Raw genomic sequence first — 20,461 nt, forward strand, 5'->3', positions numbered from 1 at the left:
TTTGAGCATGCTGTTGGCCAGGACCGCTTCGCACTTTTGGGCGGCATGCTTCGAGGTTTTGCATGCTCTATTTCTTCCAGCAGGTGCTGAACGGGCTGCATTCGGGCGCGCTGTATGCGTTGCTCGCCTTTGGCTATGTGCTGACCAACGGCATCCTGCACCGCACCAATCTCGCCTATGGCGCGTTGTTCGCCTTTTGCGGCCAGACCATGATCCTGACCGCGGCCTTCGGCTATCAGGTGCTGTGGCTGACGCTGCTGGCGGCGGTGGCGCTCGGCGTCGTCGCTGCGTTCCTCTATGCCGCGCTGATCAGCCACGTGCTGTCGCGCAGTGTCTTCGAACCGTTGGCCGACCGCACGCCCAATGCAATCGTGGTGACGACGCTCGGCATCCTGCTGCTGCTGTCCGAAGCGAGCCGCATCGCCGCCGACACGCATGATCTGTGGCTGCCGCCGATGCTGGCGGAGCCCATCGTTTTCGCGCAGGGCGCGACCTTCAAGGCAACGCTGACGCTCATCCAGCTTATCGACTGCGCCGTGGTGGTGGCGGCAATCGCGCTGGCAAGCTGGGCATTTGCCCGATCGAGCTTCGGACGGCGCTGGCGCGCCGTCTCCGACGACCCCAAGGCTGCCGCGATGTGCGGCGTCGACGTACGCGCGGTGTTCCGGCACGCGGTGCTGTTCGGCGGCTTCTGCGCCGCGCTGGCCGGTGTCATGGCCGGGCTCTATTACGGCAATGTCAGCTTCGGCTCGGGCCTCGTCTACGGACTGAAGATCCTGTTCGTGACGGCGGTCGGCGGCTATCTCTCACCACCGCGCGCGGCACTCGGCGCGGCGGCCTTCGGCATGGCCGAATCGCTGTGGGCCGGCTATTTCCCGGTCGAGTGGCGCGACGCGTGGATGTACCTGTTCCTGGTCACGACGCTGATCCTGATCGGCGCCGGCCGCGACACCGGCAAAATCGCCTGAAAACGTCAGACTTTGGTTGCATGACGCGAGGGCAGATCGCCGGTATTGGGCACTGTCTGCCATGCGATGATATTCGGTGCCTCTATCCTTGTTGACCCGTCAGTCCACGCGCGGCATACCGTTGGACCACGTGGCGTGACGGACAAAAAGGGGGAAGCCGGCACGCCTCCGGTACAAGGGAGGAATGCATGGCAGGGCTTCTCGCTCTATCCAGGACTATTGATCGCGCCAACGAGTTCATCGGCAAATGGATATCGTGGCTGATCCTGCTGGCGATCCTGGTGAGCGCTGCCAACGCCATTATCCGCAAGGTGTTCGACATATCCTCGAACGCTTGGCTCGAGCTGCAATGGTATCTGTTCGGCGCCGCCTTCATGCTGGCCGCCGCCTATACGCTGAAGCAGAACGAACATATCCGCATCGACGTCGTCTACGGCCTGTTTCCACGCCGCGTGCAGCACTGGATCGACCTTTTCGGGCATGTCTTTTTTCTGATGCCGTTCGTGACGCTGATGGTGATCTATTTCGTTCCTTATGTGTCGCTGTCGTTTCGCAGCGGCGAGATGTCCAACAATTCCGGCGGCCTGATCATCTGGCCCGCCAAGGCCATCCTGCTCGTCGGGTTTTTCCTGCTGGCGCTGCAGGGCATCTCCGAGATCATCAAGAAGATCGCCATCATGCGCGGAGACATGGACGACCCCAATCCCTTCATATCGGTGCATGAGCAGGCCGAACTCGAAGCCAAGGCGCTGGCCGACGAGGTGCGTTCGTGATGGAGTTCATCGCGCAGAACATGGCGCCGATCATGTTCGCTTCGCTGATCATCTTCCTGCTGATCGGCTACCCCGTCGCTTTTTCCTTGGCCGCCAACGGCTTGATGTTCTTCTTCATCGGCGTGCTGCTGTCTCCCTATTCCGGAGGATCGATCAACCTCGCCTGGCCGCTCCTGCACGCATTGCCGGATAATTTCTACGGCAGCCGGGTGATGTCGAACGACACGCTGCTGGCCATCCCGTTCTTCACCTTCATGGGCATCGTGCTCGAGCGATCGGGCATGGCCGAAGACCTGCTCGACACGATCGGCCAACTGTTCGGGCCAATCCGCGGCGGCCTCGCCTATGCGGTGATCTTCGTCGGCGCGCTTTTGGCGGCGACCACCGGCGTGGTGGCGGCTTCCGTCATCGCCATGGGCCTGATCTCGCTGCCGATCATGCTGCGCTATGGCTATGACCGCCGGCTCGCATCCGGTGTCATTGCCGCCTCCGGCACGCTTGCCCAGATCATCCCGCCGTCGCTGGTGCTGATCGTGCTTGCCGACCAGCTCGGCCGCTCGGTCGGCGATATGTACGCGGGCGCGTTGATCCCGGGCCTCGTGCTCACCGGCCTCTATATGTCCTATATCCTGATCATGTCGATCATCCGGCCGAACTCGATGCCGGCGCTGCCGCTCGAGGCCCGTACACTTGGCCATGGCGTGATGTCGCTGCTGGTGGCTTTGCTGGTCACATCGGCGGTTTCCTACGCGGCGTATCGTTATCTGGCGCCGGCGCATGGCGACAATGCCGACATTCTTGGCGCGACTGCCGGGGTGCTGTTCATCTACATCGTCGCCATTGCCGACAAGCGCCTGAACTTCAACATGATGTCCAGGCTCGCGCAGCAGGTGATCATCGTGCTGATCCCGCCACTGGCGCTGATCTTCCTGGTGCTGGGCACCATCTTCCTGGGCATCGCCACGCCGACCGAAGGCGGCGCCATGGGCTCGGTCGGCGCCTTGTTCATGGCGGCGGCCAAGGGGCGCTTGTCGCTTGACGTCGTTAAGCAGGCACTGGCCTCGACGACAAGGCTGTCGTCCTTCGTGCTGTTCATCCTGATCGGCGCACGGGTGTTCTCGCTGACCTTCTACGGCGTCAACGGCCACATCTGGGTCGAGCACCTTTTGACGTCGCTGCCGGGCGGCGAGGTCGGCTTCCTGATCGGCGTCAACATGCTCGTCTTCTTCCTCGCCTTCTTCCTCGACTTCTTCGAACTGGCGTTCATCATCGTACCGCTGCTGGCGCCCGCCGCCGACAAGCTCGGCATCGACCTGATCTGGTTCGGCGTGCTCCTGGGCGTCAACATGCAGACCAGCTTCATGCACCCGCCCTTCGGCTTCGCGCTGTTCTACCTGCGTTCGGTGGCCGCGCGCGTGCCCTATCTCGATCGTCTCACCGGCAAACAAATCGCGCCGGTGACCACCGGCCAGATCTATTGGGGCGCGGTGCCCTTTGTCTGCATCCAGGTGATCATGATCGGGCTGACCATCGCCTTCCCGCAAATGGTGATGCACTACAAGGGAACGACCGTCGATCCGGGCACCATCGACTACAAGGTACCGGAGGTGCCCGGCCTGTCGCCGCTGGGCACGCCGCCGGCGGATGGAGCGGCGCCCGCTGGTGGCGCCACGGCGCCGGCCGCCCCTGACCTTTCGCAACCGCCCAGTTTCGGCGATCCGACACCGGCAAAGCCGGCAGCGCCGCAGCCTGACCTGTCGCAACCGCCAAGCTTCAACTGAACCGGCATGGTCAAGACCATGAAAGCGGTGCGGCTGGAAGCAGTGGGCGACATCACGCTGCGCGACGTCGACATGCCTGACATCGGTGCGGATGAGCTACTGGTGCGCATCGAAGCCTGCGGCGTCTGCGGCACGGACCGGCATCTGTTTCACGGTGAATTTCCTTGCACGCCACCGGTGACGCCCGGCCATGAGTTTTCCGGCATCGTCGAGGCGATCGGAAAATCGGTCTCGGGTTTTGCCATCGGCGATCGTGTTACCGGCGACCCCAACATAGCCTGTGGGCGCTGCGCGCACTGTCACGCGGGACAAGTCAATCTCTGCACCAATCTGTGCGCGATCGGCATTCATCGCGACGGCGGCTTTGCCGACTATCTTGCCTTGCCGCAGAAACAGGCTTTCGTCCTGCCTGTAGGCCTGAACCCCCTGCACGGTGCCTTCTGCGAGCCGCTCGGCTGTTGCCTGCATGGCGTCGACCTGGCCGGTATCAAACCGGGCAGCTCGGTGGTCGTGCTTGGCGGCGGCGTGATCGGCCTGCTCACCGTGCAGCTGGCAAGACTGGCGGGAGCCACGACCATCATCCTGTCGACCAGGCAGGCTTCGCGGCGCGCCCTCGCCGAGGACCTCGGCGCGACAGCGACGATCGATCCGACAGCCACCGATGTCATCGATGCGATCGCCGGACCGGCTGGTCTGGCGCCAGGTGGCGTCGACGTCGTCTTCGAATGCGCCGGCGTGCGAGAGACCGTCGAGCAGTCCATGCGCCTGGCCCGAGCCGGCGGCACGGTCGTCATTGTCGGCGTGACGCCGCAAGGCATGAAAGCGGAATTCGAGCCGTTCGACCTGTTGTTCCGGGAACTGAAGGTGCTCGGTTCCTTCCTCAATCCCTACACCCATCGCCGCGCCGCCGAACTCATCGCTTCCGGTGCGGTCGAGATCGACAGGCTGATCTCCAGGCAGGTGTCGCTTGAAGAAGCGCCAGCGGTGATCGCCAATCCGCCGGCGCCCGGCGAGGTCAAGGTTCTGGTGGTGCCGCGCCGCGGCTGAACCGCCGGCTTCGCCTCCCGGCATATACAGAAAAGCTCCCTGAGCGGGGGTCCGCCCAGAGAGCTTTTGAGCAGAAGTCCGGCCGGCTACAGCTTGCCGTTGCGCTGCTGGACCATCATGAAGGTGTCGTAATTGTATTCGGCCACCTGTGCCCAGAGATAATGCTCCTTGCGGAAGCCCTTGATCGATTCCCAGATCTTCTTGAACGGGGCGTTGGAAGCTTCCATTTCGGTATAGACCTCGTTGGCCTTTTCGAAGCAGGCGGCCATGATCTCCTGGCTGAACGGGCGCAGTTTCGCGCCGCCGGCCACCAGCCGCTTCACCGCCGCAGGGTTCAGATAATCGTATTTCTGCAGCATGTTGGCGTCGGCCGCCTGCGCGGCAGTGTGCAGCAGCGACTTGTACGTTGGCGAAAGCTCTTCGTACTTCGCCTTGTTGAACATCAGGTGGACGGTCGGGCCGCCCTCCCACCAGCCGGGATAGTAATAATAGGGCGCCACCTTGTAGAAGCCGAGCTTCTCGTCGTCATAGGGACCGACCCATTCGGCCGCGTCGATGGTGCCTTTTTCCAACGCCGGATAGATGTCGCCACCGGCGATCTGCTGCGGCACGACGCCGAGTTTCTGCACCACCTTGCCGGCAAAACCGCCGATTCGCATCTTGAGGCCGGAAAGGTCGGCCACCGTGTTGATTTCCTTTCGGAACCAGCCACCCATCTGCACGCCGGTGTTGCCGCCCGGCAGGCCGAAAAGGCCCTGCGTGGCGAGAAACTCGTTGAACAGGTCGATGCCGCCGCCATGGTAATGCCAGGCATTCATGCCGCGTGCGTTGAGCGAAAAGGGAACCGCCGCACCGAGCGCCCATGTCGGGTCCTTGCCCCAGTAATAATATGCCACCGTATGGCAGGCCTCGACCGTGCCGGCCGTGGTGGCGTCGGCGGCCTGCAGGCCAGGCACCAGCTCACCGGCAGCAAAAACCTGGATCTGGAAATTGCCGTCGGTGGCTTCCGACAGCATCTTCGAGAACACCTCGGCGCCGCCATAGATGGTGTCGAGCGACTTCGGGAAGGACGACGCCAGCCGCCATGTCACCTTGGGATTGGACTGGGCGATTGCAGGCGCCGCCAGCGTGGCCGCCGCCGCCGCGGCACCGACGCCGGTGACTCCGGCCTTGCGAATGAATGAACGACGATCCATGAAGTTCCTCCCTTTTGGATCAACAGGCCGACGTCAGAAAATCCTCGGTTTCCGTGTCGGTTCGTTCGAGACAATACACAGGCAAGAAGTCGAGTCCAGCAGGCCGGCCCGATTTGACGGCGAAGCCCGGCTGCACTGCAACTATAGTCTAACAGGCCGTTTCGTGGCCCATGCGACACGCCGAAACTTGGCATGGAAAAATAACGTGGGATCGCCTATTTTGAAGGCAGGTATCCCTTGCCCCGATGGAACATAGAGCCAAAATGCATCAGCCGCTCGTCGCCATATCGACCGACGTCCGTCAGTTCGACAACTACACCTGGCACGCCGCCCCACAACAATATCTGGAAGCGGCGATCACCGGCGCCGGCGTGTTCCCGGTGCTGGTGCCATCGTTCGGCGACCGGCTCGATTTCGACGAACTCCTGTCGTCGGTCGACGGCGTCATGGTCACCGGCTCGAAATCCAATGTGCATCCCTCGCTCTATGGCGGCGACGCCAGTGAAGCCAATGGCCCCTATGATCCGGCGCGCGACGCCACGACGCTGCCGCTGATCCGCCGGGCGATCGAACGCGGCGTGCCGCTGCTCGCCATCTGCCGCGGCATCCAGGAACTGAACGTGGCGTTGGGCGGCACGCTCGGCACCGAGATCCAGGAGCGCGAGGGCTCGCTCGATCACCGCGCGCCGGTGAGCGACAAGCAGGACGAACGCTTCGCCATCCACCAGACCATTTCGATCAAACCTGACAGTTGCCTGGCCGGTGTGTTCGGTGCCGGCGACATCAAGGTCAATTCGTTGCACCGCCAGGCGATCGACCGGCTCGGCTCGAAGCTGCAGGTCGAGGCCGTCGCCACCGACGGTACGGTCGAGGCGGTTTCGGTGCGGGACGCCCGCGCCTTCGCCGTCGGCGTGCAATGGCACCCGGAATACTGGGTCAAGTCGGACAGCAATTCGGTGAAAATATTCCGTGCCTTCGGCGATGCGGTTCGGCTGCACGCCGCAACGAAGGCGGGCGCGCGGGCCGCAGCGGAATAATCAGTCGCCGGATTTTTTATCACGGGTGGCCGCCAGCGACAGCAGCGGCAGCGCCGGGGCATAGGATTCGTAGCCGTCGCCATCGGCAGCCGCGAAGGTGACGATTGGATCGGTGCCATTGGCGCTGAAGGCAACGGTGCCATCGTTTTGCTCGCGCCAGAACTTCGCCTGTTCTATGCCCGGCAAGAGCCGACGGCATTTGGGAGCAACGGTGAGCAACGACAAACCGTCCGAAATTTCGGCTCCGCGGCTGACTGCACAGACCGCCTCATCGCCATTGGCGACCAGCCTGTAGCTGTTGGACGGGGCGGCCTCGTTGGCTACGCTTTCCCGGCTGCCGCCATGAAACAGCTGAATGCCACCAAACAGCGCTGCGGCAGCGATCAATGCGGAAAGTGCTTTCATCATTCTTCATCCACGTACACGGACAGGTTGAACAATGATTCCAAAGGGTTAAGCTGACGTTAATAAATGTGGCAGCCACCGATCAGTTTCTAGCCTTCACATGCGCCGTCTCGGGCACCGGCGTCAGCGGCTGGCGCTCGGTGAACCAGGACACCAGATTGTCGACGCATAGATCCGCCATGGCGCGGCGTGTATGGTCCGAGGCCGAGCCGACATGCGGCAGCAGCGAGGTGTTGGGCGCGTCGAGCAGCGCCTTGGGCACGTTCGGTTCGTCGGCAAAGACATCGAGGCCGGCAGCGGCGATGGTGCCGTTGGCAAGGGCTGCCGCAAGCGCTGCCTCATCGACCGTGCTGCCACGGCCGATGTTGACGAAGACGCCGTTGGCGCCAAGCGCCGACAGTATCTCGGCATTGACCGCCTTCTCCGTCGAGGCGCCGCCCGGCGCGACCGAAATCAGCGTATCCACGGCTTCGGCAAGCCCTTTCAGGGTCGCATGATAGTGGTAGGAAAGACCTTCGACATGGCGCCGGTTGTGGTAGGCGACCGGCAAGCCAAAGGCCTCCAGACGCCGGGCAATGGCCTGCCCGATGCGGCCCATGCCGAAAATACCCACACTGCGCCCGCGCAAGGTCAGCCGGCTCAGCGGATAGTTGCCCTTGCGCACCCAGCTGCCGTCGCGCAGCCAGGTCTCGGCGCGCGGCAGGTCGCGGATGGTGTTGATCAACAGCCCGATCGTGGTGTCGGCGACCTCCTCGGTCAACACGTCGGGCGTGTTGGTGACCATGATGTTTTTCGCCGCCGCATGACCGACATCGACCGAATCATAGCCGACGCCGAAGGAAGCGATGAGTTCGAGGTTGGGCAATGCATCCATCATCGCCGCGTTGATGCCGGCGAACGAAGCGATGCCGCGCACATCACTGCGCATCTCGTCGGTGACGAGCGCGGGATCGGCGCGTTCAATCCTGACACGCCTGAAAGTATGATCTATGCGATCGACCGCATGATCATTGAAATCACCCGGCACCAGGATGGCGACGGTCTGCAACTGTTCGGACTTGGTCATGCACGCTCCACCGGCTTGCCGGTCGACTGACGCACATGCAGTTCCGGCTTGATCAATTCCTGCGAGGGTCGCACCGTCTGCCCGTTGAGCTTGTCGAGCAGCGCGCTGGCGGCGCGGCGGCCAACCTCGCGCTGGCCGTTCCAGACTGTGGTCAGCGCCGGCGTCGCGATCGCCGCCTCTTCGAGGTCGTCATAGCCGGTGACCGAGATGTCGACGCCCGGCACCAGGCCGGCGCGGGCAATGCCGTTCATCAGGCCGATGGCGACGAGGTCGTTCCAGCAGCAGGCTGCCGTCGGTCTGTCCTTCAGCGCCAGGAACTGCCCGGCGGCCTCGAAGCCGGCCTGCTTGGTGCGCGGCCCGGCGATGCGCCAGGACGGCCTGACTTCCAGCCCGGCCGCCTCCATCGCGTTGACATAGCCTTGGTAGCGGTCACGGCCGGTCGAGGTCTGGTCGGTGCCGCCGATCATGGCGATGCGCTTGTGGCCGAGCGAGATCAGGTGGTTGGTGGCGAGGCCTGTTCCATAAGAGTCGTCGCCGCGAAAGACCGGCACGTCGGCACCCTCGACGGTGCGCGCGATCAGCACAGCCGGCAGGCCGTTCTCCTCGGCCATCACGATGTCGGAAGCCGGCGTGCCGATCGCCGGCGACATGATGACGCCGTCGGCGCCGAGCTGCAAAAGCGTATCGATGAAGGTGCGCTGCTTTTCGAGCTGATCATAGTGGTTGGACAGGATGAAGGTTTGCCGGCTGCGGTCGAGCTCGCTTTCGATCGAGCGCAGGATCTCGGCGAAGAACGGGTTCATGATGTCGTGCACGACGACGCCGACAATGCCGGAACGCGAGGTGCGCAGGCTGGCGGCGCGTCGGTTGTAGATATAGCCGATGGCGCGGGCATGTTCCTTGATGCGGTCACGGGTGGTCCCGGCAACAAGAGGGCTGTCGCGCAGCGCCAGCGAGACCGTGGCCGTGGACACGCCGAGCGCATCCGCGATCGTCGAAAGCTTGATTTTTTGTGCCAGCGACGTGTGCTCCCCGGACCTGACTTTCCAGACCTAAACTGTTTAAAGGCGGCGTTATGCCACCGATCGGGGGCAAATCAAAGTTTTTTTGCCAACGCCTCGGCCTCGACGTCCGAGGCCGCGCGGCTCCGCAGCCGAAGCCTATGCTCGCGATGGACGATGTAGAGGCCGCTGGCGACGATGATGGCGGCGCCGACCAGCGTCCAGCGGTCGGGAAACTGCTTGAAGACGATCCATCCGGAAATGATCATCCACACCATCTGCGAATAGGGATAGGGCGCCAAAGCCGTGGTCGTCGCCAGCCGGTAGGCCTGGACGAGCAGCCAGTGACCGACGCCGCCGAACACGCCGAGCATCAGCAGCACGAACCAGTGCCAGCCGTCATGCGGCAGGGAAAACGAAAACGGCAGCAGGGGCAACAGCAGCAGCGCCGGCGCCAGCGCCGAAAACAGGATGAGGCTCTCCGATGTCTCGGTCGCCGACATGCGGCGCGTCATGATGACGTAGAAGCAGTTCGACAGCATCGAGCCGAGCGCGAAGAGATGTCCGATGCCGAACACGCCGACGCCCGGTCGGGTGATGATGAGGACGCCGGCAAAGGCCGCCAGGATGGCCAGCCAGCGCCGCCAGCCCGCCCACTCGCCAAGCAGCGGACCGGCCAGCGCCGTGATCACCATCGGCCCAAAGAAATAGATCGAGGTTGTCTCGGCCAGTTGCAGGGATTTGAGCGCCAGGACATTGAATATGGTCGATCCGAACAGGAAAGCCCCGCGCAGGATATGCGCAGGCAGGTTGACCGGGCGAAACCGCATGGGTTGGCGCCAGCCGCGCAACAGGGTGCCGACCAGGATGACATGCACGGCAAAGCGCACCCAGGCAACGACCAGCACGGAAATGCCGGCGAGGACGAGGTATTTGCTTGATGTGTCGAGGAAGGTGAAGCAGACGTAAGTGGAAAGCATGCACAGGATCGCCACCGGGGGCGTCGCGCTTTCTACATGTCTTTGGGGAGCACTCACTTGCAGGCCGGGTGGGAGCTGGGCTGGACCCACCTTTGCGGGAATTGCCGGCTCCCGGCAAGCCAATTGTCGGCTGTCGCCACGCCAAAGCCGGCTGGCACAACAAGTGTCGGCGGCAGGCTTAGTCGATGCCTCTGAAGCTACGGGTGCATACGGGCGCCCTTGGTGATCTTGTCGACCAGCTTCTTGTCGGCGCGAAGCGCGATCCCGACCGCCTTGGCGTCTTCAGGCGCAAATTCGGCGAAGACGGTGCGGTTGGCCGCGTCAAAGCCGGTCGAAAACATCTCCTCGACATAGAGCGAGGTGGTCACGCCGCGCTCCAATGTGCGCCGGTGGATCGTGCCCAGCGTGGCCTGGTCGGCGGACAAAACGATGACCGGCTGGATCGACAGCGGGTTATAGAGATTGCCGGCGCGGTCGCGATAGGGTTCACCGATGATATCGGAAAACTGCGCGACGATGCCGCTGGTCAGGAAGGCGGTGACGTTGAGTTTCTGCCAGACCGCCAGATCTTCCCTGAGCACGATTGCAAATTTCGTATCGAACATGAGACATTGGCCATTCGGTTTGTGCCCCAATGCGAGGCTTACGGAGACGATGTCGCACGATCTAGACAGCCAGGCCTTCGAGGGTCTTGGACGTTTGTGCATCGATGCGGCGGAAAACCGTATTATCTCCGGTCCCGATCCCGCAGGCATGGAGCGGATCGAGGCACGCTTCCATGGCAGCGCGTTCGACCTGCATCGCCACGACACCTATGCGATCGGGGTAACGCTGCACGGTGTGCAGACGTTTCGCTATCTTGGTGCTGCGCGTCACAGCCTTCCAGGCCAGATCATCGTGCTACACCCCGACGAACTGCATGACGGCGGCGCCGGCACCGAGGACGACCTGCGCTACCGAATGCTCTATTTGGAGCCGTCGCTGATGCTCGACTGCCTTGGCGGCGTTTCGCTGCCTTTTGTGAGGGATGGCGTGGTGACGGACGCGGCCTTTTGCGCAACGCTGCTTTCGGCGCTGGGGCCGCTGGAGCAGGAACTCGACGACCTGTTCGTCGACGACTTCCTGGTCCAACTGATGCAAAGCCTGACCCGGCATGGCGGCCAGCCGGCAAAGCCGATGACACGGACGGCGTGGCGGGCGGCTGCACTGGCGCGCGACTATCTCACGGAAAACCTGACCCGGCCGGTGCGCTCCGGCGAACTGGAAGCGATAACCGGGCTCGACCGCTATGCCTTGTCACGGCATTTCCGCGCGGCGTTCTCGACCAGTCCGCATCGCTTCCTGGTGATGCGCCGGCTTCAGCGTGCGCGGCGGATGATCGCCGCCGGCGAACCGTTGGCGCAGATCGCGGTCGAAGCCGGCTTCAGCGACCAGAGCCATTTCATCAGGCAGTTCAAGAAGGCGTTCGGCATGACACCGGGACGCTGGTCATCGCTGATCCAGGGCTCTGCCGCGGCGGCTTGATCGCCTGCCGCGACAATCCGCCGGTCAGTCGTCCGACTCGGCGTCGTCGTCGATGAGCACCAGTTCCTCGTTCGAGAGGTTGGCCTCGATGCGGGCAAGCAGTTTGAACAGCGACTTCTGGTCCTTCTTGTCGAGGCCCTTCAGCGCCTGCTTTTCGGTCTTCTTCACCGATTTCTCGATGGCGTGGATGATGTCGCGGCCTGTATCGGTGAGAAAGATGTGGGCCTGGCGGGCATCGGCTTCAGAAGCGCGCTTCTCCAGGAAACCCTGGGCCTGCAGCCGGTTGATGGTCTTGGTGATCGTCGGCGGGCGCACGCCGAGACGTCCGGCAAGATTGCCCGGCGTCTGGCCGTCCTCACGGTCGAGCGCCAGCATGATCTGGTCCTGGCCGGCATAGAACCCGTGCGCCAGAAGCCGGGCAGCCAGCGCCGTCCTTGCCAGCCTTGCCGCGGAATGCAGCCGGCTCATTGTCGCAGTCTTGTCCGCCTTGGCCATGGTCTTCCCTCTTCGGCCGTACCGGTGCGGGCAGCATAGAGGCAGCCGGCCGGTTGGCAATCGACGATCAAAAAGATTCCGGCGCTTCAAACAGCTTTGCCGGCAAGCATTGTGGTGTCCGCCGTGGCTAATGCCAGATGTTTATTTCAGTTAGATGACAAACGAATTCCCAGCCGGAGTTTTCGTCGCGAGCAGGGTGGTGGTGGTGGAGTGACCGCCGCTCAGCCGGACTTCACCGCCACGATCATCAGCGCCTGATAGGCATCCTCCAACTCGCGCAGCGCAGCCTGCGATTGCGATCCGGCCCGCCTGGCGATGCCGTCATCGGCATTTGAAGTGTCGCGCTTGCCGGGCCGGTCATTGTAGGGCGCGGCAGAGGTGAAGATCTGCTCGCTGAGGCTGTCGGGGAAAAACAACTGGCCGGTCATCACCGACCTGTCGTCAGGGAAGACCTTGAAATGGATGTGGGTGGTGCGGCCGCGATACCAGCCAGGATAGATCGTGGCGAAGGAGACGATGCCGCTTGCATCGGTTTTCTGCCAACCACGCAGGAAGGTCTGGCCCGATGTGTCGACGTCGCGGCCGTCACCCTGTCCGGGATAGCCGGAATAGGCGCCCTGCGCGTCGCAATGCCAGATATCGACGCGGGCGCCGGCAAGTGGGCGGCAGTCCACGTCGACAACCTGCAGCCGGACGTCAAGGGCAATACCTTTCTTGCCTTCGGTGACATCGGCACGTTCGAGTTTCGGGTCGAAATAGAACGGTCCCTCGGTCACTTCAGGCGTAATGGTGCAGACACCGGCGCCGTTTTCGAACAAGGCCAGTCCGGCATAGGGTGAAGCCTGGGCAGCCGAAGATTGAGCGGCCATTGCCGAGGCCGGCAGGAAGGCACCACCTCCGGCGGTGACCGCGATCAACCCGAGCGCCTGGCGCCGGCTCAATGAGAAGGAGGATGGCTTGCCGGACATATCTTGCCTCTCAAATTGATCTTCCGCATCCCGAGCTAGGCAATCACAGCGGCTTTCGCCAGCCAAAATCCGGTATTGTAGCAAGCCGGTTTGGCCCATCGGTTTGCCCCGTGCAAAAGCCCGGCACACATCCTATATGGAACCGACAATCCCTTTTGAGGGCCGGATCTTTCGCGGCCCAGCACTTTCGAGGCAAGCCATGAGCGACGCACAGACGCAAATCCCCGTAACCGTTCTCACCGGCTATCTCGGCGCCGGCAAGACGACGCTGCTCAACCGCATCCTGTCGGAAAACCACGGCAAGCGCTACGCCGTCATCGTCAACGAGTTCGGTGAAATCGGCATCGACAACGATCTGATCGTGGAATCCGACGAGGAAATCTACGAGATGAACAATGGCTGCATCTGCTGCACGGTGCGCGGCGACCTGATCCGTGTCGTCGAGGGCCTGATGCGCCGCCCCGGCCGCTTCGACGCCATCGTCGTCGAGACCACCGGGCTCGCCGATCCGGTGCCGGTGGCGCAGACCTTCTTCATGGACGACGATGTGCGCTCCAAGACCAGGCTTGACGCGGTGGTGGCGCTGGTCGACGCCAAGCACCTGCCGTTGCGGCTCAAGGATTCCAGGGAAGCCGAGGACCAGATCGCCTTCGCCGACGTCGTCGTGCTCAACAAGACCGACCTCGTCACGTCAGAAGAACTCGCCAAGGTCGAGGCAACGATCCGCGCCATCAATCCGGCGGCAAAGATCCATCGTGCTACCCGCGCCGGCGTCGACCTGACCGAAGTACTCGACCGCGGCGCTTTCGACCTGTCCCGGGCACTGGAAAACGATCCGCACTTCCTCGAGGCACATGACGATGACGATCACGATCATCATGACCATGACCATGACCACGACCACGACCACCACCACCATGATCATGACGGGCACCACCATCATGCGCATGCTTCGGACATTCATGACGTGACGGTGCAATCGGTGTCGCTGCGCGGCGGCGAGATGGATCCGAAGAAATTCTTCCCCTGGATCGAGAAGATCACCCAGATGGAAGGCCCCAACATCCTGCGGCTGAAAGGCATCATCGCGCTCAAGGGCGACGACGAGCGCTATGTCATCCAGGGCGTGCACATGATCATCGAAGGCGACCACCAGCGCGCCTGGAAAGTCGGCGAAAAGCACGAGAGCCGGCTGGTGTTCATCGGCAGGGAACTCGACGCCGAGCGGCTGAAGAAGAGTTTTGACGCCTGCCAGGCGGCTTGATTTCCAAGCCTTATGACGCTAGCGCTGCCCCTTCTGTCCTTCTCCCCTTGTGGGAGAAGGTGGCCGTGCGAAGCTCGGTCGGATGAGGGGTGCTTCAGCTGGGCACCGACGGCGATCCGTCCAACACCCCTCAACCGTCTCGGCGCTGCGCGCCGATCCACCTTCTCCCACAAGGGGAGAAGGTTGGCGCCACACCTGGCCGCGCTGGCGACTTCCCGGGGATGGCAACAAACTTCATTGGAATGGTTCCCTGATGCCCACAGTCGCCCCCCTAGACCTCGAAGGCCATTGCATCGCCGCCGTCTTTCTCGGCGACGTGCCGCATTTCGCGATGGCCGACGGCGCCATCCATCGGCTCGACCATGGCCACAAGACGGTTCAGGCCAATGACGGGCTGCTCGCCGCCTTCCATGATGCGGCCAATGACCGGCTGATCACCGGCGGCGAGGACGGCAAGGTGTTTGCCGTGAAAACGGGCGGCGAGGCCACGGAATTGGCAAGCGCGGCCAGGAAGTGGATCACCAGCGTTGCCGCCGGGCCGCAAGGCGCCATCGCCTATGCCTCAGGCAAGACTGCCTTCGTGCGCTTCGCCGACGGCAAGACCAGGGAATTCGTCCATCCGCGTTCGGTGGAGGGGCTGGCCTTCTCGCCCAAGGGCATGCGCTTCGGCGTCGCCCGCTACAATGGCGCGACGCTGCATTTCCCGGCCGCCGAGGGCAAGCCGGTGGAACTCGAATGGGCCGGCGCCCATACCGGTATCACCTTCTCGCCGGATGGCGCCTTCCTCGTCACCACCATGCAAGAAAACGCATTGCACGGGTGGAAGCTCGCCGACGGCAAGCACATGCGCATGACCGGCTATCCCGGCAAGGTCAAAAGCCTGTCGTGGAGCGTGAAGGGCAAGTGGCTGGCGAGTTCCGGCGCGCCGGCGGCGATCGTCTGGCCGTTTTCCGGCAAGGACGGGCCGATGGGCAAGGCACCGCTGGAACTCGGCACGCGCGGCAACGCCATGGTGACGGCTGTCGCCTGTCACCCGAGCCAGGATGTCGTCGCCGTCGGCTATGATGACGGCATGGTGATGGCGGTGCGTTTTGCCGACGCCAAGGAAGTGCTGTTGCGGCGACCGGGCAAGGGCGCCATCACCTCGATGATGTGGGACAAGGAAGAACGCCGCGTCGCCTTTGGCAGCGCGGCAGGCGACTGCGGCGTCATCGACATCACGGCCTGACCCCGCTCACTCCGCTCCGCACGACACTTTGCCGCTGATTTCAACCGGTTTGCCGTCCTGGTCCGTATCCGCCGCGGCGTCGTAGATGGAGAGCGTATAGCTCCCGTCGTAGACGCCTTCGTCGCTGGTCCTGGTCAGGATCGTCAGTTCGACCGAGTTGATCTTTTGCGCGGCCTCGTGCTCACGATAGATGTTCAGCCGCAATTCCTTGCCGTCGAGCCAGTACTGCGTCAGGTTGGAATCCTCAAACACGGTCTTGCGCAGGCTGTCGCTGGCAGGCCGGCTCAGAATTTCGAGGTTGCCGCGAAAATTGAAGGTCGGCCCGCCCATGCCTCTGGTGACGCCGGCCTCGACCTCGAATGTCGCCGCCGCGTCGTCGGTGGAGCACCAGATGCCGCCCGAGGCGAAGGCCGCGCTCGCCGACGACAGGTGCATCGCCACACAGATGACCGTCCTCATTACCCCTCCCCCCTCAATTCCCGCTCATATTGGCGCCGACTTCGGCAGCACGGTCAAGCGCCGCCGCCAAAGGCTGAGCCAACGCAGGACAGATGCGCGGCCAATTGCGGATGCAGACACGGATTGGCTAAGAGGAATCGACCAGAGGGGTTTTCATGCACAGCGATATGTCCAAGACGTCCATCGGCGGCATCGGCCGCGACCGCATTGCCGATCTGCGCGAGACCGAGGGGGCAGCCTTCCGCAAGGCGCGGCCGCAATCTCAGGCGAAGGTCGGCAACGGCCTGCCCGGCTTCTTCGGCGGCGTGCCGATGCACTGGATGAACGACTGGCCGACGCCGTTCCCGATCCTGGTCGACAGCGCCAAGGGCGCCACGATCACCGACATCGACGGAAACAAGCTCGACGATTTCTGCCTTGGCGACACCGGCTCGATGTTCGGCCATTCGCCGCCGCCGGTGGCGCGCGCCATCCGCCGCCAGGCCGGACGTGGCCTGACCTATATGCTGCCTTCGGAAGATGCGCTGGCCATCGGGCCGCTGCTGCAGCAGCGCTTCGGCCTGCCATTCTGGCAGATCGCGACGACGGCAACCGACGCAAACCGTTTTGCATTGCGCGTCGCCCGCGCCGTCACCGGCCGGGAGAAGATCCTTGTCTTCAACGGCTGCTACCATGGCTCGGTCGACGAGACGATGGTGCGGCTGATCGACGGCAAGCCCGTCAACCGGCCGGGATTGGCGGGCGAGTTCCGCGACCTGACCCGTACGGCCAAGGTCATCGAGTTCAACGATATCTCAGCACTCGAAGCCGCGCTTGGGGATAAGGACGTCGCCTGCGTCATCGCCGAACCGGTGCTGACCAACTCCTGCATGGTGCTTGCCGATCCGGGCTACCATGACGCCCTGCGCAAACTGACACGCCAAGCCGGCACACTGCTTCTGATCGACGAGACGCACACGATCTCGACCGGCCCCGGCGGCTACACGAGGAAATATGGTCTAGACCCGGACTTCTTCGTCCTGGGCAAGCCGATCGCCGGCGGCGTGCCGGCCAGTGTCTGGGGCATGAGCGACGACGTCGCCTCGCGCTACGCGGACTACAACAGGACCAAGGAGCCGGGCTATTCCGGCATGGGCACGACGCTCTCGGCCAACCCGCTGCAGTTCGCAGCGATGCGCGCCGCGCTTGAAGAGGTGATGACGCCGGAAAATTATGACCGCATGGATCACCTGGCGCGGCGGCTCGATGCCGGGTTGACCGGCGTGATCGATCGCTATCGCCTGCCCTGGCATGTTTCCCGTGTCGGCGCCCGCGTCGAGTTCATCTGCGCGCCCGGTCCGCTGCGCAATGGCGCCGAGGCGGAAGTGGCGCATGCGCCGGAACTGGAGGCCGCCATCCATGTCGCGCTGGTCAATCGCGGCGTGCTGATCGCACCCTTCCACAACATGATGCTGATCTCGCCGGCGACCACTGCGACCCAGGTCAACCGGCTGATCACCGCCTTCGGCGCGGTTGCGGCAAAGCTTGCGGCATGAGACAAGCGGCGATGGACCATCCCAATGCCATAATGACCTCACCTTCGGGCTCGACATCCGCCGAGGCGCAAGCCTTTCTCGACGCCCATCCCGAGATCGAAGCCTTCGATATCGTGCTGACCGACGCCAATGGCGTCGGCCGCGGCAAGATCGTGCGCCGGCATGAGCTGAAGAGCATCTTCGAGGGCGGCCGCCATATGCCGATCTCGATCCTGGGCCTCGACATCACCGGCGAGGATGTGCACGAGACCGGGTTGATTTGGACGACCGGCGACGGCGATCTCAGGGCATGGCCGATCCCCGGTACGCTGGTGCCGCTCTACGGCACGAGCCCGCCGCGTGGCCAGCTGCTGATGGCGATGTACATGCTCGACGGCCGGCCGATGTCGTCGGATCCGCGGCTGGCGTTGGCTCGGCAAGTCGACATCCTGGCGGCCAAGGGCCTCTATCCGGCCGGCGCCTTCGAACTTGAATTCTTCCTGCTGGCCAATGAGCGCGATGCCGACGGCAAGGTGCAGCCGGCGCGCGCCGTGCTCGACGGCCGCGTCTCGGGCAAGACGGAAGTCTATTCCGTCGACCATCTGCACGGCATGGAGCCGCTGTTCTCCGACATCTATGCCGCAGCCAAGGCGCAAGGCATTCCGGCCGAGACGGTCATTTCCGAATATGCGCCCGGCCAGTACGAATTGACGCTGAACTACCGTAAGGATGTGATGCGGGCGGCCGACGACCTGGTCATGCTTAAGCGGCTGGTGCGGGCGCAGGCGCGCCGCCACGGCGTCACCGCCTGCTTCATGGCCAAGCCGATCGAGAAATACGCCGGCTCGGGCATGCATTTCCATGTTTCGCTGCAGGACAGAGCCGGCCGAAACGTCTTTGCCGAAGCCGGCGGCGAGAGCTGGTCGCTGCCGCTGCTGCAAGGGCTCGGCGGCCTCATCCAGACCATGGCGGAATCGATGCTGGTGTTTGCGCCGCACGCCAATTCCTGGCGGCGCTTCGTCTCGCAATCCTATGCGCCGGTGGCGCCGACATGGGGCGTCAACAACCGATCGGTGGCGCTGCGTGTGCCGGCCGGCGACGCCAAGAACCGGCGCATCGAGCACCGGCCGTCGGGCGTCGACGCCAACCCCTATCTGATCGCCGCAACCGTGCTCGCCGGCATCATCAAGGGCATGGATGAAGGGCTCGATCCGGGGCCCGAAACGACCGGCAACGGCTATGAGGCAGCGGTCACGCGCACAACCATGCCTGTCGACTGGCGCGCCGCGATCGAATCGGCCCGGGCGTCCAGCTTCCTGAAGAACGCGCTCGGCGAGGACCTGCACCGGACCTTCGTGGCGATCAAACAGTCCGAATACCTGCGCGTGGCACGCACGGTCAGCGAACTGGATTACCACCTCTATCTGCACGAAGTCTGAGGGCCGGGCGGGCGATCACTTTTTCGCCGTTTCCATCAAATGAGGTGGCATAAGGGCGGATAAGAACATATCATGAACGGATGAGCGCACTCACCGTCCGTGAAAAACTGGCTGTCCTCTCCGATGCCGCCAAATACGATGCGTCCTGCGCCTCATCGGGTGCGGCGAAAAAGGACTCGCTGGAATCAGGCGGCATCGGCTCCACCGAGGGCATGGGCATCTGCCATTCCTACGCGCCGGACGGCCGCTGCATTTCGCTGCTGAAAATCCTGCTGACCAATTTCTGCATCTATGATTGCAGCTACTGCATCAACCGTTCGTCTTCCAACGTGCGGCGAGCCCGCTTTGGCATCGACGAGGTGGTGAAGCTGACCATGGATTTCTACCGGCGCAACTACATAGAAGGCCTGTTCCTGTCCTCGGGTGTCGTTCGCTCGCCGGACGAGACCATGGGGGAGATGGTCGAGGTGGCGCGCCGGCTACGCCTGGAGGAGAAATTCTCCGGTTACATCCATTTGAAGACCATCCCGGAAAGCTCGGCCGAACTGGTCGAGCAGGCCGGTCTCTATGCCGACCGGCTGTCGATCAATGTCGAACTGCCGACCGACGAGGGTGTGAAGCGGCTGGCGCCCGAGAAGAAGCCGGAGACAATCCGGCTTTCCATGGCCAGGCTGCGCCAGAAGATGGAGGAGAAGGCCGAGCCGACTTTGAAGACCAAAAAGCGCGAACGCTTTGCGCCGGGCGGCCAGTCGACGCAGATGATCATCGGCGCCGACAAGACATCCGACGACGGCATATTGCACACGAGCGCCCGGCTCTATGGCAGCTACCATCTGCGGCGGATCTATTACTCGGCCTTCAGTCCGATTCCGGATTCGTCGTCGTCGCTGCCCCTGCAGAAGCCGCCGCTGATGCGTGAGCACCGGCTTTATCAGGCCGACTGGCTGATGCGGTTTTACGGCTTTTCGCAACCGGAAATCCTCGCCGGCAGCAGCGACGGCATGCTCGATCTCGCCATCGACCCGAAGCTGGGCTGGGCACTGCGCAACCGGGGGCAGTTTCCCGTCGACATCAATCGCGCCGACCGCGAAGCGCTGCTGCGGGTGCCGGGTCTCGGCACCAAGGTGGTGGCGAAGATTTTGGAGACGCGCCGGCACCGGCGCATGCGGCTCGAGGATGTCGGACGGATCTGCCAGTCGATCGCCAAGCTCAGGCCCTTCATCATCGCCGAAGGCTGGTCACCTGGCGCGCTGACCGACAAGGCCGGCCTGCGCGAAAAGATTGCCTCCTCCTGCGAACAGTTGTCGTTGTTCTGA

General features: G+C 63.4%; 20 protein-coding genes. 11 read left to right on the plus strand and 9 right to left on the minus strand.

Translation table 11 applies throughout. The annotated features are described in order from the left end of the window. Window positions 1–62: 62 nt before the first annotated feature. The 4 genes from AC0L2D_RS10840 to AC0L2D_RS10855 all read left to right on the plus strand — a co-directional run bounded on the left by AC0L2D_RS10840 (window position 63) and on the right by AC0L2D_RS10855 (window position 4,569). Window positions 63–968 (plus strand): branched-chain amino acid ABC transporter permease, encoded by a 906-nt coding sequence (locus AC0L2D_RS10840; RefSeq protein WP_024501912.1) that lies wholly within the window; start codon window positions 63–65, stop codon window positions 966–968. Window positions 969–1,156: 188 nt separating this feature from the next. Beyond that, window positions 1,157–1,741 carry a TRAP transporter small permease subunit gene (locus AC0L2D_RS10845; protein WP_013528212.1) on the plus strand — a complete coding sequence of 195 codons (585 nt, stop codon included), beginning with the start codon at window positions 1,157–1,159 and terminating at the stop codon, window positions 1,739–1,741. Further along, complete coding sequence (locus AC0L2D_RS10850; RefSeq protein WP_013528213.1) at window positions 1,741–3,522, plus strand: TRAP transporter large permease; 1,782 nt, start codon at window positions 1,741–1,743, stop codon at window positions 3,520–3,522. The genes AC0L2D_RS10845 and AC0L2D_RS10850 overlap by 1 nt, the downstream gene beginning before the upstream one ends. Window positions 3,523–3,540: 18 nt before the next feature. After that, window positions 3,541–4,569: a zinc-dependent alcohol dehydrogenase family protein gene (locus tag AC0L2D_RS10855; protein ID WP_473541231.1), complete on the plus strand. Its 1,029-nt coding sequence runs from the start codon at window positions 3,541–3,543 to the stop codon at window positions 4,567–4,569. Between the two features lie 86 nt (window positions 4,570–4,655). On the opposite strand, the gene AC0L2D_RS10860 is transcribed toward AC0L2D_RS10855, so the two are convergent. Continuing rightward, the gene (locus tag AC0L2D_RS10860) at window positions 4,656–5,765 is read right to left on the minus strand and encodes a TRAP transporter substrate-binding protein (protein ID WP_013528215.1); all 1,110 of its coding nucleotides are present in this window, start codon (window positions 5,763–5,765) and stop codon (window positions 4,656–4,658) included. Window positions 5,766–6,028: 263 nt separating this feature from the next. Between AC0L2D_RS10860 and AC0L2D_RS10865 the strand changes: the two genes are divergently transcribed. Beyond that, window positions 6,029–6,802: a gamma-glutamyl-gamma-aminobutyrate hydrolase family protein gene (locus tag AC0L2D_RS10865; RefSeq protein WP_473541025.1), complete on the plus strand. Its 774-nt coding sequence runs from the start codon at window positions 6,029–6,031 to the stop codon at window positions 6,800–6,802. Here the strand turns inward: AC0L2D_RS10865 and AC0L2D_RS10870 are convergent, their stop codons facing one another. The 5 genes from AC0L2D_RS10870 to AC0L2D_RS10890 form a co-directional block, all read right to left on the minus strand. After that, window positions 6,803–7,207, minus strand: a complete 405-nt coding sequence (locus AC0L2D_RS10870) for a hypothetical protein (RefSeq protein ID WP_024501916.1) — start codon at window positions 7,205–7,207, stop codon at window positions 6,803–6,805. Window positions 7,208–7,289: 82 nt separating this feature from the next. Beyond that, window positions 7,290–8,273: a 2-hydroxyacid dehydrogenase gene (locus tag AC0L2D_RS10875; RefSeq protein ID WP_473541027.1), complete on the minus strand. Its 984-nt coding sequence runs from the start codon at window positions 8,271–8,273 to the stop codon at window positions 7,290–7,292. Then, window positions 8,270–9,292: a LacI family DNA-binding transcriptional regulator gene (locus AC0L2D_RS10880; RefSeq protein ID WP_127259551.1), complete on the minus strand. Its 1,023-nt coding sequence runs from the start codon at window positions 9,290–9,292 to the stop codon at window positions 8,270–8,272. Before AC0L2D_RS10880 ends, AC0L2D_RS10875 begins: the two co-directional genes overlap by 4 nt. Window positions 9,293–9,369: 77 nt before the next feature. Then, window positions 9,370–10,254: a DMT family transporter gene (locus AC0L2D_RS10885; protein ID WP_063173523.1), complete on the minus strand. Its 885-nt coding sequence runs from the start codon at window positions 10,252–10,254 to the stop codon at window positions 9,370–9,372. A gap of 197 nt (window positions 10,255–10,451) precedes the next feature. Then, on the minus strand, window positions 10,452–10,859 hold the full coding sequence (locus AC0L2D_RS10890) for a DUF2000 family protein (protein ID WP_473541029.1): 408 nt from the start codon (window positions 10,857–10,859) through the stop codon (window positions 10,452–10,454). 49 nt (window positions 10,860–10,908) lie between these two features. On the opposite strand from AC0L2D_RS10890, the gene AC0L2D_RS10895 reads away from it, so the two are divergent. Next, a complete protein-coding gene (locus AC0L2D_RS10895; RefSeq protein ID WP_473541031.1) occupies window positions 10,909–11,778 on the plus strand; it encodes an AraC family transcriptional regulator in 870 nt (289 codons plus the stop codon). 24 nt (window positions 11,779–11,802) lie between these two features. On the opposite strand, the gene AC0L2D_RS10900 is transcribed toward AC0L2D_RS10895, so the two are convergent. Continuing rightward, complete coding sequence (locus tag AC0L2D_RS10900; RefSeq protein WP_013528223.1) at window positions 11,803–12,273, minus strand: MarR family winged helix-turn-helix transcriptional regulator; 471 nt, start codon at window positions 12,271–12,273, stop codon at window positions 11,803–11,805. 221 nt (window positions 12,274–12,494) lie between these two features. After that, window positions 12,495–13,241, minus strand: coding sequence for an intradiol ring-cleavage dioxygenase (locus AC0L2D_RS10905; protein ID WP_473541032.1), 747 nt, complete (start codon window positions 13,239–13,241; stop codon window positions 12,495–12,497). Between the two features lie 199 nt (window positions 13,242–13,440). On the opposite strand from AC0L2D_RS10905, the gene AC0L2D_RS10910 reads away from it, so the two are divergent. Next, entirely contained in the window at window positions 13,441–14,505 is a 1,065-nt protein-coding gene (locus AC0L2D_RS10910; protein WP_473541033.1) for a CobW family GTP-binding protein, read from the plus strand. Window positions 14,506–14,758: 253 nt separating this feature from the next. Then, window positions 14,759–15,733, plus strand: a complete 975-nt coding sequence (locus AC0L2D_RS10915; RefSeq protein WP_027163812.1) for a WD40 repeat domain-containing protein — start codon at window positions 14,759–14,761, stop codon at window positions 15,731–15,733. Window positions 15,734–15,739: 6 nt separating this feature from the next. On the opposite strand, the gene AC0L2D_RS10920 is transcribed toward AC0L2D_RS10915, so the two are convergent. Beyond that, window positions 15,740–16,192 carry a hypothetical protein gene (locus tag AC0L2D_RS10920; protein WP_024501924.1) on the minus strand — a complete coding sequence of 151 codons (453 nt, stop codon included), beginning with the start codon at window positions 16,190–16,192 and terminating at the stop codon, window positions 15,740–15,742. Between the two features lie 155 nt (window positions 16,193–16,347). Between AC0L2D_RS10920 and AC0L2D_RS10925 the strand changes: the two genes are divergently transcribed. The 3 genes from AC0L2D_RS10925 (at window position 16,348) to AC0L2D_RS10935 (ending at window position 20,461) form a co-directional block, all read left to right on the plus strand. Further along, window positions 16,348–17,727, plus strand: coding sequence for an aspartate aminotransferase family protein (locus AC0L2D_RS10925; protein ID WP_127369174.1), 1,380 nt, complete (start codon window positions 16,348–16,350; stop codon window positions 17,725–17,727). Between the two features lie 32 nt (window positions 17,728–17,759). After that, entirely contained in the window at window positions 17,760–19,145 is a 1,386-nt protein-coding gene (locus tag AC0L2D_RS10930) for a glutamine synthetase family protein (protein ID WP_063173522.1), read from the plus strand. A gap of 80 nt (window positions 19,146–19,225) precedes the next feature. Continuing rightward, the gene (locus AC0L2D_RS10935) at window positions 19,226–20,461 is read left to right on the plus strand and encodes a putative DNA modification/repair radical SAM protein (RefSeq protein WP_473541035.1); all 1,236 of its coding nucleotides are present in this window, start codon (window positions 19,226–19,228) and stop codon (window positions 20,459–20,461) included.

The sequence above is a fragment of the Mesorhizobium sp. WSM4833 genome, assembly GCF_055811095.1.

Excerpts from the sequence above, each read along its gene's own strand:
- AC0L2D_RS10840 (WP_024501912.1), top strand. The coding sequence starts at position 63 with ATGCTCTATTTCTTCCAGCAGGTGCTGAACGGGCTGCATTCGGGCGCG.
- AC0L2D_RS10845 (WP_013528212.1), top strand. The coding sequence starts at position 1,157 with ATGGCAGGGCTTCTCGCTCTATCCAGGACTATTGATCGCGCCAACGAG.
- AC0L2D_RS10850 (WP_013528213.1), top strand. The coding sequence starts at position 1,741 with ATGGAGTTCATCGCGCAGAACATGGCGCCGATCATGTTCGCTTCGCTG.
- AC0L2D_RS10855 (WP_473541231.1), top strand. The coding sequence starts at position 3,541 with ATGAAAGCGGTGCGGCTGGAAGCAGTGGGCGACATCACGCTGCGCGAC.
- AC0L2D_RS10860 (WP_013528215.1), bottom strand. The coding sequence starts at position 5,765 with ATGGATCGTCGTTCATTCATTCGCAAGGCCGGAGTCACCGGCGTCGGT.
- AC0L2D_RS10865 (WP_473541025.1), top strand. The coding sequence starts at position 6,029 with ATGCATCAGCCGCTCGTCGCCATATCGACCGACGTCCGTCAGTTCGAC.
- AC0L2D_RS10870 (WP_024501916.1), bottom strand. The coding sequence starts at position 7,207 with ATGAAAGCACTTTCCGCATTGATCGCTGCCGCAGCGCTGTTTGGTGGC.
- AC0L2D_RS10875 (WP_473541027.1), bottom strand. The coding sequence starts at position 8,273 with ATGACCAAGTCCGAACAGTTGCAGACCGTCGCCATCCTGGTGCCGGGT.
- AC0L2D_RS10885 (WP_063173523.1), bottom strand. The coding sequence starts at position 10,254 with ATGCTTTCCACTTACGTCTGCTTCACCTTCCTCGACACATCAAGCAAA.
- AC0L2D_RS10890 (WP_473541029.1), bottom strand. The coding sequence starts at position 10,859 with ATGTTCGATACGAAATTTGCAATCGTGCTCAGGGAAGATCTGGCGGTC.
- AC0L2D_RS10895 (WP_473541031.1), top strand. The coding sequence starts at position 10,909 with ATGTCGCACGATCTAGACAGCCAGGCCTTCGAGGGTCTTGGACGTTTG.
- AC0L2D_RS10900 (WP_013528223.1), bottom strand. The coding sequence starts at position 12,273 with ATGGCCAAGGCGGACAAGACTGCGACAATGAGCCGGCTGCATTCCGCG.
- AC0L2D_RS10905 (WP_473541032.1), bottom strand. The coding sequence starts at position 13,241 with ATGTCCGGCAAGCCATCCTCCTTCTCATTGAGCCGGCGCCAGGCGCTC.
- AC0L2D_RS10910 (WP_473541033.1), top strand. The coding sequence starts at position 13,441 with ATGAGCGACGCACAGACGCAAATCCCCGTAACCGTTCTCACCGGCTAT.
- AC0L2D_RS10915 (WP_027163812.1), top strand. The coding sequence starts at position 14,759 with ATGCCCACAGTCGCCCCCCTAGACCTCGAAGGCCATTGCATCGCCGCC.
- AC0L2D_RS10920 (WP_024501924.1), bottom strand. The coding sequence starts at position 16,192 with ATGAGGACGGTCATCTGTGTGGCGATGCACCTGTCGTCGGCGAGCGCG.
- AC0L2D_RS10925 (WP_127369174.1), top strand. The coding sequence starts at position 16,348 with ATGCACAGCGATATGTCCAAGACGTCCATCGGCGGCATCGGCCGCGAC.
- AC0L2D_RS10930 (WP_063173522.1), top strand. The coding sequence starts at position 17,760 with ATGACCTCACCTTCGGGCTCGACATCCGCCGAGGCGCAAGCCTTTCTC.
- AC0L2D_RS10935 (WP_473541035.1), top strand. The coding sequence starts at position 19,226 with ATGAGCGCACTCACCGTCCGTGAAAAACTGGCTGTCCTCTCCGATGCC.